Origin of the sequence: Agrobacterium bohemicum (genome assembly GCF_002896715.1) — a bacterium.
Lineage (GTDB): Bacteria > Pseudomonadota > Alphaproteobacteria > Rhizobiales > Rhizobiaceae > Agrobacterium > Agrobacterium bohemicum.
The window spans coordinates 211019-228325 of record NZ_PGEL01000023.1 but is presented as its reverse complement, the minus strand read 5'-3'; the positions used below and the strand labels follow the sequence as shown (position 1 = coordinate 228325).

At 56.2% G+C, this 17307-nt stretch carries 16 protein-coding genes; 10 read left to right on the top strand and 6 right to left on the bottom strand.

Features of this window, described 5'->3' with window-relative positions:
• Window positions 1-29 precede the first annotated feature (29 nt).
• Together CUC55_RS10190 and CUC55_RS10185 are read left to right on the top strand one after the other, a co-directional pair.
• Window positions 30-1940 (top strand): DNA polymerase III subunit gamma/tau, encoded by a 1911-nt coding sequence (locus CUC55_RS10190; protein WP_103087745.1) that lies wholly within the window; start codon window positions 30-32, stop codon window positions 1938-1940.
• Window positions 1919-2242 carry a YbaB/EbfC family nucleoid-associated protein gene (locus CUC55_RS10185; RefSeq protein ID WP_067649648.1) on the top strand — a complete coding sequence of 108 codons (324 nt, stop codon included), beginning with the start codon at window positions 1919-1921 and terminating at the stop codon, window positions 2240-2242. The genes CUC55_RS10190 and CUC55_RS10185 overlap by 22 nt, the downstream gene beginning before the upstream one ends.
• Here CUC55_RS10185 and CUC55_RS10180 read toward each other — a convergent pair.
• A complete protein-coding gene (locus CUC55_RS10180; RefSeq protein WP_067649645.1) occupies window positions 2239-2853 on the bottom strand; it encodes an MOSC domain-containing protein in 615 nt (204 codons plus the stop codon). The two genes, CUC55_RS10185 and CUC55_RS10180, sit on opposite strands and share 4 nt — an antisense overlap.
• 57 nt (window positions 2854-2910) lie before the next feature.
• Here CUC55_RS10180 and recR point away from each other — a divergent pair, with 57 nt between their 5' ends.
• Both recR and CUC55_RS10170 read left to right on the top strand, forming a co-directional pair.
• A complete protein-coding gene (gene recR / locus CUC55_RS10175; RefSeq protein ID WP_103087744.1) occupies window positions 2911-3516 on the top strand; it encodes a recombination mediator RecR in 606 nt (201 codons plus the stop codon).
• 14 nt (window positions 3517-3530) lie between these two features.
• Window positions 3531-4796 carry a lytic murein transglycosylase gene (locus CUC55_RS10170; RefSeq protein WP_103087743.1) on the top strand — a complete coding sequence of 422 codons (1266 nt, stop codon included), beginning with the start codon at window positions 3531-3533 and terminating at the stop codon, window positions 4794-4796.
• A 12-nt stretch (window positions 4797-4808) separates the two neighbouring features.
• On the opposite strand, the gene ubiB is transcribed toward CUC55_RS10170, so the two are convergent.
• Entirely contained in the window at window positions 4809-6383 is a 1575-nt protein-coding gene (gene ubiB, locus CUC55_RS10165) for a 2-polyprenylphenol 6-hydroxylase (protein ID WP_103087742.1), read from the bottom strand.
• Between the two features lie 37 nt (window positions 6384-6420).
• A complete protein-coding gene (gene ubiE / locus CUC55_RS10160; protein WP_067649635.1) occupies window positions 6421-7197 on the bottom strand; it encodes a bifunctional demethylmenaquinone methyltransferase/2-methoxy-6-polyprenyl-1,4-benzoquinol methylase UbiE in 777 nt (258 codons plus the stop codon).
• 147 nt (window positions 7198-7344) lie between these two features.
• On the opposite strand from ubiE, the gene mutM reads away from it, so the two are divergent.
• The 5 genes from mutM (at window position 7345) to CUC55_RS10125 (ending at window position 13387) form a co-directional block, all read left to right on the top strand.
• Window positions 7345-8235 (top strand): bifunctional DNA-formamidopyrimidine glycosylase/DNA-(apurinic or apyrimidinic site) lyase, encoded by an 891-nt coding sequence (gene mutM, locus CUC55_RS10155; RefSeq protein ID WP_103087741.1) that lies wholly within the window; start codon window positions 7345-7347, stop codon window positions 8233-8235.
• 18 nt (window positions 8236-8253) lie between these two features.
• Complete coding sequence (locus tag CUC55_RS10150; protein WP_103087740.1) at window positions 8254-9027, top strand: enoyl-CoA hydratase; 774 nt, start codon at window positions 8254-8256, stop codon at window positions 9025-9027.
• Window positions 9028-9278: 251 nt separating this feature from the next.
• Window positions 9279-9545, top strand: coding sequence for a 30S ribosomal protein S20 (gene rpsT / locus CUC55_RS10145; protein ID WP_067649628.1), 267 nt, complete (start codon window positions 9279-9281; stop codon window positions 9543-9545).
• Window positions 9546-10417: 872 nt separating this feature from the next.
• Window positions 10418-11887 (top strand): chromosomal replication initiator protein DnaA, encoded by a 1470-nt coding sequence (dnaA, locus tag CUC55_RS10140; RefSeq protein ID WP_425352213.1) that lies wholly within the window; start codon window positions 10418-10420, stop codon window positions 11885-11887.
• Between the two features lie 1143 nt (window positions 11888-13030).
• The gene (locus CUC55_RS10125; RefSeq protein ID WP_425352806.1) at window positions 13031-13387 is read left to right on the top strand and encodes a metalloregulator ArsR/SmtB family transcription factor; all 357 of its coding nucleotides are present in this window, start codon (window positions 13031-13033) and stop codon (window positions 13385-13387) included.
• Between the two features lie 9 nt (window positions 13388-13396).
• Here CUC55_RS10125 and hemW read toward each other — a convergent pair whose 3' ends face one another.
• The 3 genes from hemW to rph are packed head-to-tail and all read right to left on the bottom strand — an operon-like array spanning window position 13397 to window position 15979.
• Window positions 13397-14602: a radical SAM family heme chaperone HemW gene (gene hemW / locus CUC55_RS10120; RefSeq protein WP_103087803.1), complete on the bottom strand. Its 1206-nt coding sequence runs from the start codon at window positions 14600-14602 to the stop codon at window positions 13397-13399.
• Complete coding sequence (gene rdgB, locus CUC55_RS10115; protein ID WP_067649617.1) at window positions 14602-15246, bottom strand: RdgB/HAM1 family non-canonical purine NTP pyrophosphatase; 645 nt, start codon at window positions 15244-15246, stop codon at window positions 14602-14604. The genes hemW and rdgB overlap by 1 nt, the downstream gene beginning before the upstream one ends.
• A gap of 16 nt (window positions 15247-15262) precedes the next feature.
• Entirely contained in the window at window positions 15263-15979 is a 717-nt protein-coding gene (rph, locus tag CUC55_RS10110) for a ribonuclease PH (protein ID WP_067649614.1), read from the bottom strand.
• 161 nt (window positions 15980-16140) lie between these two features.
• On the opposite strand from rph, the gene hrcA reads away from it, so the two are divergent.
• Window positions 16141-17229: a heat-inducible transcriptional repressor HrcA gene (hrcA, locus tag CUC55_RS10105; protein ID WP_103087738.1), complete on the top strand. Its 1089-nt coding sequence runs from the start codon at window positions 16141-16143 to the stop codon at window positions 17227-17229.
• Window positions 17230-17307: the final 78 nt, after the last annotated feature.

Genomic DNA, 17307 nt, shown 5'->3' with positions numbered 1-17307 from the left:
ACGGGCAGCACCCAATCACTGGCGAGGCGATGAGCGAAACCGGAACCAATATGCCCCAGACCAAAGAGCAGGGTACAGGTTACCGGGTTCTGGCGCGCAAATACCGTCCGAAAGATTTTTCCGATCTGATGGTTGGCCAGGAGCCGATGGTTCGCACGCTCACCAATGCGTTCGAAAGCGGTCGTATTGCACAAGCCTATATGCTGACCGGCGTTCGCGGTGTGGGCAAGACGACAACAGCCCGTATTCTGGCGCGTGCGCTGAACTACAAGACCGACGAAATCGACAAGCCGACGATTGATCTGCGCATTCCCGGCGAACATTGCCAGGCCATCATGGAAGGCCGACATGTTGACGTAATCGAGATGGACGCGGCTTCCCACACCGGTATCGATGACATTAGAGAGATCATCGAGCAGGTCCGCTACCGCCCGGTTTCTGCGCGTTATAAAGTTTACATCATCGACGAAGTGCATATGCTCTCGACGCAGGCGTTCAACGGTCTTTNGAAGACTCTTGAAGAGCCGCCAGAGCACGTGAAGTTCATATTCGCGACGACCGAAATTCGCAAAGTCCCGATCACCGTTCTGTCCCGCTGCCAGAGGTTTGATCTGCGCCGCATCAGCGCGGCTGATCTTGTCGGCCTTTTTACGGCCATTGCTGCCAAGGAAGGCATCGAGGCCGAGGCCCAAGCGCTTGCGATGATCGCCCGCGCTGCCGAAGGCTCTGCCCGCGACGGCTTATCGTTGATGGATCAGGCGATTGCCCATGGCGGTGGACGTGTGGAGGCCGACGCCGTGCGTGGTATGCTGGGTCTCGCCGACCGCGCGCGCATCGTTGACCTCTTCCAGCATGTGGTGAAGGGTGATGTCGCATCGGTTCTGGAAGAGTTTACGGCTCAGTACGAAGCCGGCGCAAATCCGGTGGTGGTCTTGAATGACCTGGCTGATTTCACACATCTCGTGACGCGCATGAAATATGTGCCGGATGCCGCAGACGACCCATCGCTCTCCGAGATTGAGCGCGTCCGTGGCGCAGAATTTGCCGACACCATCGCAGTCTCCAGCCTGTCTCGCATATGGCAGATGCTTCTGAAGGGCATCCCGGAAACGGAGAACGCTTCGCGCCCAGCTGGTGCTGCTGAAATGGTGCTGATCCGCCTGTCGCACGCCGCCAATCTGCCCGCGCCGGAAGATGCGGCCCGTCGCCTGCTGGAGCTCTCCAATGGCGATAGCGGTGCAACAAATGGAGCGCCGTCAGGCAGTGTCGGCAATGGCGGCGGTTCGCGCGCCTACTCATCGACGCAAGCTGTGGCGACTGCTCAATCCTCCCCGCAACGCCAGTCCGCGCCACAGCCAACTGCGATGCTGCGCGCCGTGCCTGACAGCCGACCGCAGGAAATGCAGGTTGCAGCACCACAACCAGAGGAGCGACCAGAGCCGAAGATTCCAGTCAATTCCTTGAGTGACATCGTTGATCTCTGCACTCAATATCGGGACCCAATTCTCAAAGCAAAGGTCCGTAATTTCGTCCATGTCGTGCGGTTGGAGCCAGGGCGGCTCGACCTGCGACTCGGCGAAGGGGCACCCGGCTCACTTCCCGGTGAGATCGGCGTCAAGCTGAAGGAATGGACAGGCATTCACTGGCTGGTCAGCCTCAGCAAAGAGCAAGGCCAGGCGACACTTGTGGAAGCCGAAGTCAATGCCCGCGATGCGCGCCTTGTCGACGCCCGGCAGGACCCCGATGTTGCCGCCATTCTGGCGCAGTTTCCAGGCGCAAAGATTACCGACGTCCGTATCCGCACACCTGTGCCTGATGATGTCGAAGACATCGCGCCACCATCCGTCGCAGAATCCAGTGAAGGCGACATCCTTCCCGGCGACGACATAGAGTTTNNAAAAAAGACAGGAGTTTCGACATGCGTGACATCATGGGCATGATGGGCAAGGTCAAGGAAATGCAGGCCAAGATGGAGAAGATGCAGGAAGAGATTTCTGCACTTGAAGTCGAAGGCACCTCCGGTGGCGGTCTCGTCACAGTCAAAATGAGTGGCAAGGGTTCGCTGCTTGGGGTGAAAATCGACCCGTCGCTTCTCAAGGAAGACGAAATCGAAATCCTCGAAGACCTGCTGGTCGCGGCTCACAATGATGCAAAGCAGCGCGCCGAAGCCATAACCGCTGAAAAGACGCGTGACTTGACAGCTGGTTTGCCAATTCCGCCCGGCATGAAGCTGCCTTTCTAGTAGGATTCAAGCTCGCGTCTTAACTTGTAATGGATCGGGGCGGCGAGGAATCGCTGCCTCGTTTCTTCGCTCAGCCGTTTTCCGAATGTCGCCATCGTTTCAGGAACTGAGACCTTGCTGCCTTCGAATGGATCGTAAGATACGGTGTCGCTGGCGGTCACGGCACCTCCCGAAATGACCCGACAATAAATTCCCGGGCGCGCTGCCTTTGTGTAGCGTCTCGCAAAAGTCGGGTCTTGCATGCGCGCTGTGAAGGTTGCGCAGGGAATGCGGGCGGATGTGACCTCCAGGACGACCTCGCCGATGGTTAAGCGGTCGCCGATGTAGACGTCTCGATTGTCCAAATCCGAAATCACCAGATTTTCGCCGAATGTACCGGGAGCGATAGGTTTTCCAAGCATCTCACCCCACCAGTCGAGGGTTTCCAGACCTTCGATGTAGATAGCCTGATCGACGCCGCCATGGTGCTTGCGATTGCAGATTGCATCGCCCACGATGCCCTCTCCATCAATCAGGACGGACCCCGTGACCGGCACTTTGAAAATTCCGGTCTTGTAGCTCTTGCCCGGCAGTTTTTCGGCTTGTCCCATACAGACGGCATGAAGTTTCATGGCACGTAACTCCTCCAAACGATTCCGTTTGCACTTCATATGGGCTAAAAGCAGCGGATGGCAAAACGAGTCACCGGCCCCGAAATCGAAAAACTCATTCAACTCTTGGCGAAAGTTCCGGGACTAGGTCCCCGTTCCGCGCGACGCGCGGCGCTGCATCTCATAAAAANGAAAGAGCAACTGCTTGGACCGCTTGGTCATGCCATGGGTGAGGCCTATGACAAGGTCAAGGTCTGCTCGCGTTGCGGCAATGTCGATACGATGGACCCCTGCACAGTCTGTACCGATGATCGACGTGACCAAACGGTCATCATCGTCGTGGAAGATGTGTCCGATCTCTGGGCACTGGAACGGTCTGGTGCGATGAATACCGCGTACCATGTGCTGGGCGGGACGCTGTCACCGCTCGATGGTGTTGGACCGGAAGATTTGAACATCAAGGGTTTGATAGAGCGCGTGAGCGTTGGCGGTATCAAGGAGATTATCGTCGCGGTGAATGCAACGGTCGAAGGGCAAGCGACGGCGCACTATATAACGGACCGCCTTCAGGGTCTCGGTGTCAAGATCACCCGTCTAGCGCACGGCGTTCCAGTCGGGGGTGAACTTGACTATCTGGACGAAGGTACTTTGACAGCGGCACTTCGCGCCCGCACGGTCATTTAAGAAGAGGAAGACGCATGCGCCCACGTTTCATCGGCCCGGCTCTAGCCGCGATCATCTGCGCATTTNCCGCAGGAACAGCATCCTCTCAAACAGTTCCAACGGGTGCCGCCGCCGCAAAATATGATGCCGAGTTCAATGCATGGCTGAAAAAGGAAATCTGGCCGGAGGCGCGCAAAGCGGGCATTTCCCAGAAAACGATTGATGCGACACTATCAGGCCTTTCCATCAACTGGAAACTGCCCGACCTCATTATTCCCGGCCAGAAGCCACCCAGCGAACAGGCGCAAAGCCAGGCGGAATTTTCCTCGCCCGGCGCCTATTTTTCCGAGCAGCGTTTGCAGGGGCTGGCAGCATCAGGGCGCTCGCTCGCAGCGACCCATGCCGCAACGTTAAAGCGCATCGAGGCAAANTATGGCGTTCCCGGCAATATATTAATCGCCGTCTGGGGTCGTGAATCCGGCTTCGGGCGGGCAAAGCTGCCCAATGCCGTGATTGACGTGCTGGCCACGAAAGCCTATACATCCACCCGCAAGGAGATGTTCCGCGTCGAGCTGATCGATGCCCTGAAGATCGTGGAGCGCGGCGATATTCCAGCGTCGAAANTGATGGGCTCATGGGCAGGCGCACTCGGTCAGCCGCAATTCATGCCCTCAAGCTATCTGAAATATGCCGTGGATTTCGATGGGGATGGCCGTCGCGATATCTGGAACTCCGTGCCGGATACGCTGGCATCCATCGCCAACTATCTTTCCACGCGCGGCTGGCAACGCAATCGTGACTGGGGCTTTGAAGTTTCCATACCAGACGATGTATCGTGTGCACAGGAAGGGCCCGATCTCGCACGCCCCGTGGCCGAATGGGCCAAGTTGGGTATTACTCGCATCTCTGGAAANGCATTCCCNGCCAATGACTTGAGCGCGGATGGCATGATGCTGGTGCCTGCCGGACGCAATGGACCTGAGTTCGTTGTTACGCCCAATTTCTACGTCATCAAGGAATATAATAACTCCGACCTGTACGCACTCTTCATTGGCAATCTGGCAGATCGCATCGCTTATGGTGCGGGGCCGTTTCAGGGCAAATGGGGCGATGTCGGCTCCATGCTGCGATCTGACGTGCTTGCCATGCAAANGGCACTCGTCGCCAAAGGCTATGACGTCGGCAAAGCCGACGGGTTGGCAGGCTTCAAGACGCGCCGTTCATTGGGTGACTGGCAAGCAAAAAACGGAATACGGCCAACATGCTTTCCTGAAGCATCTTTGAAAACCAAGTTGCGATGAATCGTTGTCGTCTCAACTGATCCTGATGGCGATAAAANTCAGGNTCAGTGCAATGACCCAAAGCGCTACTCGCGCCCAACGAGTATGGCGGGCTTCCGACTTGCCTATTGCCTCGGCCGTCCGCTCATCGAAGCGCAGGCCGTGTTCGCTCATATAAACCAGATCGGCATGCAGCTTTTCTGTCTTGGCAGCGATCTCAGGTGCGGCCTCTGCGAGTTTGACCGCGGCCTTCAAGCCATCCTTCAGGTCGGTGACGATGCGTTTAGGGCCTAGATTGTCACGAATCCAGTTGCTGACAACGGGGTCTGCCGCCTTCCACATGTTGAAGCGCGGATTGAGAATGCGCGACACGCCCTCGACCACGACCATTGTCTTTNGCAGCATCACCAGTTCCGGGCGCGTTTCCATGTCGAACAACTCGGTCACTTCGAACAGAAGGGTGAGGAGTTTACCCATGGAGATGGTTTCGGCGGGTTGGCCGTGAATTGGCTCGCCGATGGCGCGGATGGCCTGGGCGAAGCTTGCAATATCATGATGGCCGGGAACATATCCCGCTTCAAAATGCACCTCCGCCACACGCATGTAATCGCGGGTGATGAAGCCATAGAGAATTTCTGCAAGAAACCTGCGTTCTTTTTTGCCGAGCCGCCCGGCAATGCCCATGTCCACGGCAACAATCATGCCTTGCGGGTCAACGAACAGATTGCCGGGGTGCATGTCGGCGTGGAAGAAGCCATCGCGCAACGTATGGCGCAGGAAAGACTGAATAAGTGTATCGGCGAGAGCATTGAGGTCGTGACCGGCAGCTTTCAGCGCCGCGACATCCGACATCTTGATGCCGTCGATCCATTCCATGGTGACGACATCGCGGCCCGTGCGTTCCCAATCTACTTCAGGCACCCGAAAGCCGGGATCATTTTGGGTGTTCTCGGCAATCTCGGATAAGGCAGCCGCTTCCAGCCGAAGATCCATTTCGATCTTGGTGGTCTGCTCCAGCGCGCGGGTAACCTCAACGGGACGTAGACGGCGGGCAGAGCGGATAAAACGTTGCTGGAGATCGGCAATAAGGTACATAGCCTCCAGATCGTTCTGGAAACGCTGCCGGACACCAGGACGAATGACCTTGACGGCGACCTTCTTTTGTCCGGTAGGGGTGCGCACAATGGCTGGGTGAACCTGTGCTATCGAGGCCGCCGCGATAGGGTTTCCGAACTCGAGGAAGAGGTCGGATATGGNACGTCCCAACGACCCCTCGATATTCGCTTTTGCCGCTGCATTCGGGAAAAACGCCATGCGGTCCTGCAAACGCGAGAGATCGTCGGCGAAGTCATTGCCCACTACGTCTGGACGCGTAGCCAGAAACTGGCCCATCTTCACATAAGAAGGCCCCAGTCTTTCCACTGCTGTCGCCAGACGGTCGCGGCGGTCGGCCCGCTTAGCTCTGTTGCGGGCGAAGGGCTTGAGAACAGCTTTCGCGAATTTCGCTGATGGCGGCAGGTCTTCTGATGGCAGAGCAAGCACGACGCCTTCCCGCACGAGAACCCAGCCGACCTTTGCAAGTCGGAAATAAGCGCCAAGAGTGCTCATGCGAATGTCTTCTTCCTGCTCTCAAACGCCATATTGATCAGAGCTTCCAACCGGAATGAAGGGCGGCGATGCCACCGGTATAATTGGTGTATGTGACGCGCGAAAAACCGGCCGCCCGGATCATCGCGGCGAAATCATCCTGATTAGGGAATTTGCGGATGGATTCCACCAGATACTGATAGGGCTCCGCATCGCCGGTGATCATCTTGCCGAACTTCGGAATGGCATTGAACGACCACGCATCATAGACCTTGTCCAAAAGCGGCATGTCCACTTCGGAGAACTCCAGCACCAATAAACGCCCGCCACGCTTCAAAACCCGGTGCGCTTCGCTCAAGGCCACATCGATGCGCGGTACGTTGCGAATTCCGAACGCGACCGTATAGGCATCGAAACTGTTTGCCTCGAACGGCAACTCTTCGGCATTAGCCTCCACAAAGGTCAGATTTTCGGACAGTTTCTTTTTNGCTGCCCGTTCTTCACCGACGGCCAGCATCGAGCCGTTGATATCGAGAACGGTGGAGTGCGCCAGCCGATTGGAGGCTTCGATAATGCGGAAGGCGATATCGCCGGTGCCGCCAGCGACATCCAACGTCTTATAGGAGGCATCCTTGCGCGGGTTCAGCGCGGAAATCATCGCATCTTTCCAGGCACGGTGCATACCCGCCGACATGACGTCGTTCATGATATCATAGCGCTTGGCGACCTTGTGGAAGACCTCGTTGACCATGCCCTGCTTCTGGCCTTCATCGACCTTATGGAAGCCATAAGAGGTTTCCATGCCGCCATCGGCAGTCGTGCGGGCTTCGGTCATGAGCGGTCTCCATCATTAATTGCGTTACGGACCATAGCGGAAAGGTGGATGCAACGCTATCTGTTGCGGTGCAAAGTGCCTGCGACATGTATGCCCGCAGGCTTTCGATCACAAGACCGCCGCGACAAACATGTGGGATAAACTCCAGTGCCAGAATTGCCCGAAGTCGAAACCGTCAGACGTGGTCTTGCACCAACTATGGAAGGGGCCGTGGTCGAGAAGATGGAGCTCGGGCGGCCCGATCTTCGCTTTCCGTTTCCGCAGGGCTTCTCGGAGTTGGTCGAGGGAAAGCGCATCATCTCTCTTGGGCGAAGGGCGAAATATCTGCTGATCGAGCTGGAGGGCGGGCTGACGATCATATCCCATCTGGGCATGTCCGGGTCATTTCGCATAGAGAGCCCGCTTGAAGTAGAAACGCCCGGAGATTTTCATCATCCACGCTCCAAGGACGGAAAGCATGACCATGTGATCTTCTATTTGCGAGGTGCCCAAGGGGCTGCGCGCGTTATCTATAATGACCCACGCCGGTTCGGTTTCATGCACCTTGTGGACCGGTCTAATATCGATCTTTACCCAGCCTTTGTGGGACTGGGGCCGGAACCGACCGGCAATGCGTTGAGCGCCGACTATCTTGCAAGCCGCTTCGGTGGCAAAAGCCAGCCGCTGAAAAGCACGTTGCTGGACCAGAAAGTGATTGCCGGGCTGGGCAATATCTATGTTTGCGAGGCGCTGTGGCGTGCTCACCTCTCACCTCTGCGCGCCGCTGGTACATTGGTGACGAAAACAGGTAAACCGAAGGCCCAGCTTGTCGAATTGACCCAGAAANTCCGGGACGTGATCACCGACGCAATTGCGGCAGGTGGCTCATCCTTACGCGATCACATACAAACAGATGGAACGCTCGGTTACTTCCAGCATTCCTTTTCCGCCTATGACAGACAGGGCCATGCTTGCCGCACGCCGGAATGCGGGGGTACAATCGAGCGCATCGTGCAGGCGGGGCGTTCCACATTCTTTTGCGCTGCCTGCCAGAAATAACGGGAGAGGACCCTCAACATGGATTATGAGACGCTGATTGTCGAAAAGCGCGAGGCCGTCGGTATCGTCACGCTCAACCGCCCGCAGGCATTGAATGCGTTGAACTCGACCCTTCTCAAGGAATTACGTCATATATTGACGTCGTTTTCCGCCGATGATTCCATCGGCGCCGTTGTTATCACCGGCTCTCCGAAAGCATTCGCCGCGGGTGCCGATATCAAAGATATGCAGTCACTGGATTTTGTAGATGTCTATCTTGGAGATTTCCTAGGTGGTTGGGATGAGGTGGCTGCCAGCCGCAAGCCCATCATTGCGGCCGTCTCAGGTTTTGCGCTGGGCGGCGGGTGCGAGCTTGCCATGATGTGCGATTTCATTATCGCATCCGACAGTGCAAAATTCGGCCAACCGGAAATCACGCTGGGCATCATCCCGGGCATGGGCGGCTCACAGCGGCTGACACGGGCCGTTGGCAAGGCCAAAGCCATGGACCTCGTCCTCACGGGGCGAATGATGGACGCTGCCGAAGCAGAGCGGGCAGGCCTGGTTTCCCGTATCGTGCCGCAAGAGCGGTTAATGGACGAGGCGCTGGAAGCAGCAAGCACCATCGCAAAACTCTCTCGCGCCTCGGTGTTGATGGCCAAGGAAAGCATCAACCGTTCTTTCGAGGTGTCATTGAGTGAAGGTCTGCGGTTTGAACGCCGTCTGTTCCAGTCGCTTTTTGCGACGCAGGATCAGAAAGAGGGCATGGTGGCCTTTGTGGAAAAAAGAAANCCCGCCTTTCAAAACCGCTAGTCTCAGTCTACGAATCTGACAGAAAATCACGCCGCTTTTTNCTGTCAGATCGAAGCGCAGATTCGGAATATCAGCGTTTTTGATGAAAATGCGCGTTGACGGGCAGCGGCTTTAGGGTTATATGCCCGCCCAAGGTTAGGAACAGCCATCCGGCTTGTTCCAATTACTCCCGCACTCTTTGGAACGCGAGGTCTTCGATAGACCTGATCCTGTGGTTGCGGATTTTGGTTTGAATTCGAAGAGAGGCATACATGGCCAATACAACTTCGGCGAAAAAGGCGACTCGCAAGATCGCTCGCCGTACTGAAGTCAACAAGGCTCGCCGTTCGCGCGTTCGTGGTTTCATCCGCAAGGTCGAAGAAGCCATCGCAACCGGTGATCTCGCAGTCGCGACTGAAGCCCTGAAGGTAGCACAGCCTGAGATCCAGCGCGCCGCAACGCGCGGTGTCATGCCAGGCAACACGGCAGATCGCAAAGTGTCTCGTTTGGCACAGCGTGTTAAGGCACTTTCAGCCTAATCCGGCTAATACAAATTATTATAAAAAGCCCGGTCGTTATGACCGGGCTTTTTTNGTTTTTNCTTCGCTGTTAATATTTTAGCTTTNAGCATGACACTTCTGCGTCAGAGCGATGACGGATAAATATCAACAAAAACAAATACTTACAAAAGGTCTAATAAAAGGCGCCAGCTTTACGCTACGGAAGGGTGCCTAGCTATCGAGTCAAGCTAATTTTTATTTTTCGGCCAAATCGGCCCGTGGAAANCCTTCGAAATTGAATCTCATTGATTCATAACAGATTCTCCGGACCGCCGCTTAAACGATGCAAANTGGTCTGAGTGAGTCAATGCCCGATCGAAGGTTTCGCAGAAAANTCGCCATTGATCTCGACACACGATCCTGCCTAAATGCATCTCGACAAGGGGCAAGGATTTCTATCCACAAGCTATCTCGATCCTTGAGTATCGAAGGCAAATGCTTCTTGTGGACGAGTTCTGTTAGAGTTCGTTTTTNCAGGTATCGGAGCCAGTTTGGCTGCAATCCATCGGGTTGCAGAAACGTAGAACTGTGCCTTGGTAGGCGTATGTTAAAGTTGTGTTGTGGGAGTAGTTGTTGAGTAATCGCAGGCCTCTCCATGATGAAGAGGAAATGGGATAACCGGCTCGCGGTGATACAAATGACTTGAGGACATATCTTTCGAGGGGAATGTCCGAGAGGGAATAATAAACGAGGGGTATCCCTGATGGACGTTGGTTCGTCGGGCTATGATTGGCAATTTGAAAGGCGGCAATATGCAATTGAATTTGGTGATGGGTGCGGTGGCAAGTGGGGACCGCACGCCAAAGGCATGTGATGCAGCTGGTACTGATATCTTAGGGGAAAAGCAGGATATGAAGCATGACGCGCTGTTTGAACGTTTTAGCGCGCGGTTGAAGGCACAGGTCGGACCGGAAGTTTATGCAAGCTGGTTTGCACGCCTCAAGCTTCATTCCGTTTCCAAGAGCGTCGTGCGGTTTACCGTACCGACGACGTTTCTGAAGTCCTGGATCAACAACCGTTATATCGATCTCATCACGACGCTCGTCCAGAGCGAGGATGCGGATGTGTTGAAGGTGGAAATTCTGGTGCGTTCGGCAAGCCGCCCGGCACGGCCAGCTCCGGTCGAAGAACGTTTGCAGCCCGTATCCGACGCGGCAACGACAGCCCAGCGTGCAAAGCCGTTCATTCCGCCACAGCCCTCTTCAAACGGGCAGATTTCAGGCGCATCGCAATCCGGTCACGCGACCCGTCATTCGGGCTCTGGTCCGTTGTTTGGATCGCCGCTCGATAGCCGCTTCACCTTCGACACCTTTGTCGAAGGCTCGTCCAATCGCGTGGCTCTGGCAGCTGCAAAGACGATTGCCGAAGCCGGTGCAGGCGCCGTGCGTTTCAATCCGCTCTTCATTCACGCAGGCGTTGGTCTTGGAAAGACGCATCTTTTGCAGGCCATCGCCAATGCTGCCATCGACAGCCCACGCAATCCGCGTGTGGTCTATCTGACAGCAGAATATTTCATGTGGCGTTTTGCGACTGCAATCCGTGACAATGATGCACTGACGCTGAAAGACACGTTGCGCAATATCGATCTTCTTGTGATCGATGACATGCAGTTCCTTCAGGGCAAGATGATCCAGCATGAGTTCTGCCATCTGCTGAACATGCTATTGGACAGCGCCAAACAGGTCGTTGTGGCCGCAGACCGCGCGCCATGGGAACTGGAATCGCTCGATCCGCGCGTTCGTTCGCGTCTTCAGGGTGGTATGGCCATCGAAGTTGAAGGTCCCGATTATGACATGCGTCACGAAATGCTGACCCAGCGTATCGCGACCGCCCGTCAGGAAGACCCAGCTTTCGATATTCCGGAAGAAATCGTGTCTCACGTTGCCCGCAGCGTAACGGCCAGTGGCCGTGAACTGGAAGGCGCGTTCAACCAGCTGATCTTTCGCCGCTCCTTCGAGCCGAACCTTTCGGTGGAGCGCGTGGACGAACTTCTGGCGCATCTCGTGGGCACTGGTGAGCCAAAACGCGTGCGCATCGAAGACATCCAGCGCATAGTCGCCAGACACTACAATGTCTCGCGCCAGGAACTGGTCTCCAACCGCCGCACCCGCGTTATCGTCAAGCCGCGCCAGATCGCCATGTATCTTGCCAAAATGCTGACGCCACGGTCCTTCCCGGAAATCGGCCGCCGGTTTGGCGGACGCGATCACACCACCGTTCTGCATGCCGTGCGCAAGATCGAAGAATTGATCGGCGGTGATACGAAACTCGGCCACGAGGTCGAGTTGCTGAAGCGGTTAATCAACGAAAATAATGCCTGACGACAAAACGGCCAAGGAAACTTGGCCGTTTCTGCTTTNGTGAGACTTTTTCTGGACTTATCATTTTGCACCGCTCATCGCGATCCAGAGATGGGTGACGGGGAACAGCATCAGACCGCCGCCAATCATGGCAAAGGGCAAACTTGCCCAGCCACCGTCACTGACGACAATGGAAGCCATGAAAAGCGTGGTGAAAACGAGCGGCGCAATACCGCAGTAAAGGCCGATACGAAAGTCACGCCGGTGTTTCAATAGCTCTTGCGTGCCCTTGAAANCATAAATGTACGAGAGCATTGCGAATTTCCATAGGGCGATCGCACCGGTCCAGGACAGAGTTGCTATTGCAATGACGACGACAATTCCGAGAATAGCCCGCCCTACCTCACCATTNGCATCGAACAGATACGCCGTAAACCAAACCGGACTGAACAGGATAAGCAAGCCCGCAAAGGGAGCGCTGATAACGGCCGCAAGACCGTAGGTCAGGTAGAAGGGCGCTGCGAAGAACAGAATTTCCAGACAGTATATAACACGGGCCACGATGTGCGATGGTGGGAGATCCCTCATGGCACAACCTTCCGCTGCTGTTCTGCGTCTCGTACCTCGCTGCTCAATCTGCGCCAGTTCTTCGAGGCATAGCGGTGGGCCTGTTTCAAGGCGATCCAGAGTGCCAGTTGCTTGATCGGTGCCAATAATCCGTGCGCGACAAATTCGCTGCGGCGCTCGACGCGGGTGAGGTTCGGCCCCATGGGAGCCAAGGTGAATTCACCCTCCAGATTGCCGATCCAGTCCTTGCACCAGACGGTGCTGCCGATCATGCGGTAACGAAGCTTTTGGTTGGGTACATAATCGAGAATGCTCTGGTCGATGGTGCCGCGATCCGTCGTGCACTGGCGGGTGTTGCCGAGCGCGCCGTATCCTTCCAGAACCTTGCAACTGACGGGCTTGGGAATGCCGAAGCGAAACAGGAAAGGCTTGGAGCTGTCCATTTTGGCATGGAGAAAATGCGGCCAGATGTGATGGGGAGCGCAATTGAAANCCCATTGGGAATGAATATGCATGATCTGATCTCTTTCATTTCTACAATTAGGTAATCAACTAATTATAATCCTGTCAACAGTTAGTTGATTGTCTAATTGATTAATGATAGGAGGAGAAATGTCCATTCAGTTGATTTTCGAGGCGCTTGCCTCTCCAGTCAGACGCAAANTTCTTGCCTATGTCGCCCATCACGAGATGAATGCAGGTGATATCGCGGCGCGTTTCGAGATGTCGAAACCGTCGATTTCGCAGCATTTACAATTGCTTGAGCATGCGGGGCTGGTATCGTCTGAAAAGCGGGGCAAGTATGTTTATTATCGACAGGTATCGGATACGCTTGCCAACAGCCTGACCGGGTTCGTGCAGGATATCTGCCCTATCGGCGCGCCACTGCGGCGTGAAAGCGCGGAGATTGCCCGCAAGGCAAAAGACAAGGATACGATTGAGACGTCCGCGTAACGGACTATATCAGCACGCCAGATCAGCCACCACCGAATCCAGTATCAGCATGCCGGATGGCGTGCAGCGCAGGCGCGAATTGCCAATGCGCTCGATAAAGCCGTGTTGCAGCAGGAAGTCTTCCTTGTCCGGGTCGAGGTCACGACCGGAAAGATCGCTCCAGCGGGCAAGGTCGACGCCTTCGCGCAGACGCAGGCCCATGAGCAGCAGTTCGTCCGACTGTTCTTCGACGCCCAGCACTTCCTGATCCAGAATACCATGGCCATCACGCTCGACAGCCTCAAGCCACGTCTCCGGGTGACGCTCCGTGGCGGTCGCGAGTTTAGTGCCGCCTTTGGTCAGGCGGCCATGCGCGCCGGGGCCGATACCGGCATAGTCGCCGTAGCGCCAATAGGTGAGGTTATGGCGGCTTTCCGCGCCGGGCATTGCGTGATTGGACACCTCATAGGCGGGCATGCCATGGCGGGCGGTGATCTCCTGCGTGGCCTCGTAGAGCAGAGCGGATTGATCGCCATCCGGCACAATCAGCTTGCCAGCCTTGTGCAGACCATAAAAGGCGGTGCCTTCCTCGATGGTCAGTTGGTAGAGCGACAGGTGATCGACGGCATAGGAAATGGCTTCAACAAGCTCCTTTTCCCATTCGTCCACCGTCTGGTTCGGGCGGGCGTAGATGAGGTCGAAAGACATGCGCGGGAAAATCTCGCGGGCCAGCCGGATGGCTTTCAGCGCGTCCGCCACATCATGCAGGCGGCCCAGAAATTTCAGGTCGCGGTCGTTCAGCGCCTGCACGCCCATCGACACGCGGTTGACGCCAGCGGCGCGATAGCCCCGAAAACGCTCGGCTTCGACGCTGGAGGGGTTGGCTTCCATGGTGATTTCGATGCCATCGGGCACATGCCAGAAACGGGCGATGCCATCCAGAATGGCGCCAACGGTCTGCGGATTCATCAGCGACGGTGTGCCACCACCCAGAAAAACACTTGTGACGACCTTTGCGCCACTCAATTGCCGCATCGTCTCCATCTCGCGAAGGAAAGCAGCAACAAACCGTTCCTGATCCACCGGCTTATGGCGGACATGGCTGTTGAAATCGCAATAGGGGCACTTAGCCGCGCAGAAGGGCCAATGCACGTAAATGCCGAAACCGGGCTCGCCGGTATCGGGCAACATCGTCGCGTCGGGGNCAGGGGAGAACCTGCTCCCAAAATCGATCATCATGCGTCCAGACAGGTTTCGACGAATGTCTTGAACGCACGGGCGCGGTGGGACAGGGCCTGGGCATCGCCGGGCCTCCAGCCATGTTTCTGCTCGGCTGTCATCTCGCCGAAGGTTGTCTCATGTCCTTCCGGCCGGAAGATCGGGTCGTAACCGAAACCGCTGGCGCCACGCGGCGGCCATGCAACCGCGCCTTCGATCTCGCCTCGGAAGAATTCGGTGTGCCCATCGGGCCAAGCCAGGCACAGAACACTGACGAAGCGGCATGTGCGGGCGGAAGGATCAGTCGCGCCGCGTTCCTGCAAGGCGTCTTCCACCTTCTGCATTGCCATGTCGAAATCACGCGTGCCGTCTGCCGTCTCTGCCCAATTGGCGGTGTAGACACCGGGTGCGCCGTCAAGTGCATCGATCACCAGACCACTATCATCGGAAAGCGAGGGCAATCCTGAGGCGTGCGCAGACGCCAGTGCCTTGATGGCGGCGTTTTCCTCGAAGGTCGTGCCGGTTTCATCGGGCTCGGCGAAATTCAACTCTGCCGCAGACTTTGCAGAAAAGCCGAGAGGACCGATCAGATCGGCAATTTCGGCAATCTTGCCCTTGTTGTGGCTGGCAACGACGATGGTTCTGGTGTCGAGTTTGCGCATGGTTTGGCGTCCTCGCTCAGGCAATCGTTTGCTTTTGTAGCTCAACGAGTTCCGCACAGCCGGTCTTGGCAAGACCGAGCAGGGTAAGGAATTCGTCTTCGCTGAAGGGTGCGCCTTCGGCCGTGCCCTGAATTTCAACGATGCCACCGGAGCCGGTAATGACGAAATTCGCGTCGGTTTCGGCCGAGGAATCTTCCAAGTAATCGAGATCGATCACCGGCTGGCTGGCGAAGATACCGCAGGAAATGGCGGCGATATGGTCTTTCAGGACCTTCTCGACCTTGATCATGTTGCGGGTTTCCATCCATTTCAAGCAATCGTGAAGGGCAATCCATGCGCCGGTGATGGAGGCGGTACGTGTTCCGCCATCTGCCTGAATGACATCGCAGTCAATGCTGATTTGGCGCTCACCCAGCGCCTGAAGATCGACCACGGCGCGCAATGAGCGACCGATGAGACGCTGGATTTCCTGTGTGCGGCCACCCTGCTTGCCGGAAGCGGCTTCGCGGCGCATGCGCTCATGGGTCGAGCGGGGCAGCATGCCGTATTCGGCAGTGACCCAGCCCTTGCCGCTGTTGCGCAGCCATGGTGGCGTCTTTTCTTCAAGGCTGGCGGTGACGAGAACGTGCGTATCGCCAAATTTGACCAGACAGGAACCCTCTGCGTGCTTGGAGAAATTGCGCTCAAAGGAAACTTTGCGCATCTGATCGGTTTTTCTGCCTGAAGGCCGCATATGGTTCGTCTCCGTTTTGATCTCCGCCTTCTAAGGCTGCGCCGACCGATTTGCAAAGGAAAAGCGGGTACGCGCAAGGCAGATACGGAATTTCCGTTTTTACTTAAGCGCACGAGCGACTATATTCCATTGATGAACTGACGGGATGAAGAACGGACGCAATGAGCATCTCTCCTCCAATCGGAAAAGAACCGGGTGCGCTTCTGGATGATCGTTCGCGCGAAATATTCCGCCGCATCGTTGAAGGCTACCTCGAAAACGGCGAACCGCTGGGATCACGTAGTCTGTCACGCGTGTTGCCCATGTCGCTGTCTCCTGCATCCGTGCGCAACGTGATGAGCGATCTGGAGGAATTGGGGCTTATCTATTCGCCGCATATCAGCGCAGGCCGCCTGCCGACACAGACGGGGCTGCGGTTCTTCGTGGATGCTTTCATGCAGGTGGGTGACCTGCCAGAGGAGCAACGCGCCAGCATCGATCGGCAGATTGGCCCTGTTTCCGGACGTGAGCAGCCCATTGAGGGGTTACTGACAGAAGCCAGCCGCATGTTGTCGGGCATGTCGCGGGGCGCGGGGCTCGTTCTGACGACCAAAAGCGATGCTGTGTTGAAGCATGTGGAGTTTATTCGGCTGGAGCCGACCAAAGGCCTTGCCATTCTGGTGGGTGATCACAATCAGGTTGAAANCCGCATCATCGACCTGCCTGCCGGCATTACCTCGTCACAACTCACGGAAGCGGCAAACTTCATCAATGCGCATCTGTCGGGCCAGACCTTGCCGGAATTGCGCACGCAACTTTTGCAACAGAAGACCGAGCTTCAAACCGCACTTAGCACTTTGGCGCAGGATCTGGTGGAGCGTGGGCTGGCGGTCTGGTCCGGCGATAATGAGGACAAGCTGGGCCGTCTGATTGTGCGCGGACGATCCAATCTTCTGGAAGGGCTGGCTGGCGAGGAGGATATCGACCGCGTTCGCCTGCTGTTCGATGATCTGGAGCGCAAGGACAATCTGATCGAAGTTCTCAATCTGGCCGAAACCGGTTCCGGCGTCCGGATTTTCATCGGCTCTGAGAACAAGCTCTTTTCACTATCGGGTTCGTCGCTTATCGTTGCACCCTATCGAGACGATGATAATAGGGTGGTTGGGGCTGTCGGCGTCATTGGTCCGACGCGGCTGAATTACTCACGCATCGTCCCCATGGTGGATTATACCGCGCAAATCATGGCTCGGCTTTCGAACAAACGGCGCTGATTCTAAAAACACTGGTCGAAAAAGTGGCGCTTTTCCCCGCAAGCCTTGATTTTCGCATGGCAAAGTTCGATATCGGGC

What these genes read in the sequence shown, in the direction of transcription:
- CUC55_RS10185 (WP_067649648.1), top strand. Translation starts at nt 1,919, where the DNA reads ATGCGTGACATCATGGGCATGATGGGCAAGGTCAAGGAAATGCAGGCC.
- CUC55_RS10180 (WP_067649645.1), bottom strand. Translation starts at nt 2,853, where the DNA reads ATGAAACTTCATGCCGTCTGTATGGGACAAGCCGAAAAACTGCCGGGC.
- rpsT (WP_067649628.1), top strand. Translation starts at nt 9,279, where the DNA reads ATGGCCAATACAACTTCGGCGAAAAAGGCGACTCGCAAGATCGCTCGC.
- dnaA (WP_425352213.1), top strand. Translation starts at nt 10,418, where the DNA reads ATGAAGCATGACGCGCTGTTTGAACGTTTTAGCGCGCGGTTGAAGGCA.
- rdgB (WP_067649617.1), bottom strand. Translation starts at nt 15,246, where the DNA reads ATGCGCAAACTCGACACCAGAACCATCGTCGTTGCCAGCCACAACAAG.
- rph (WP_067649614.1), bottom strand. Translation starts at nt 15,979, where the DNA reads ATGCGGCCTTCAGGCAGAAAAACCGATCAGATGCGCAAAGTTTCCTTT.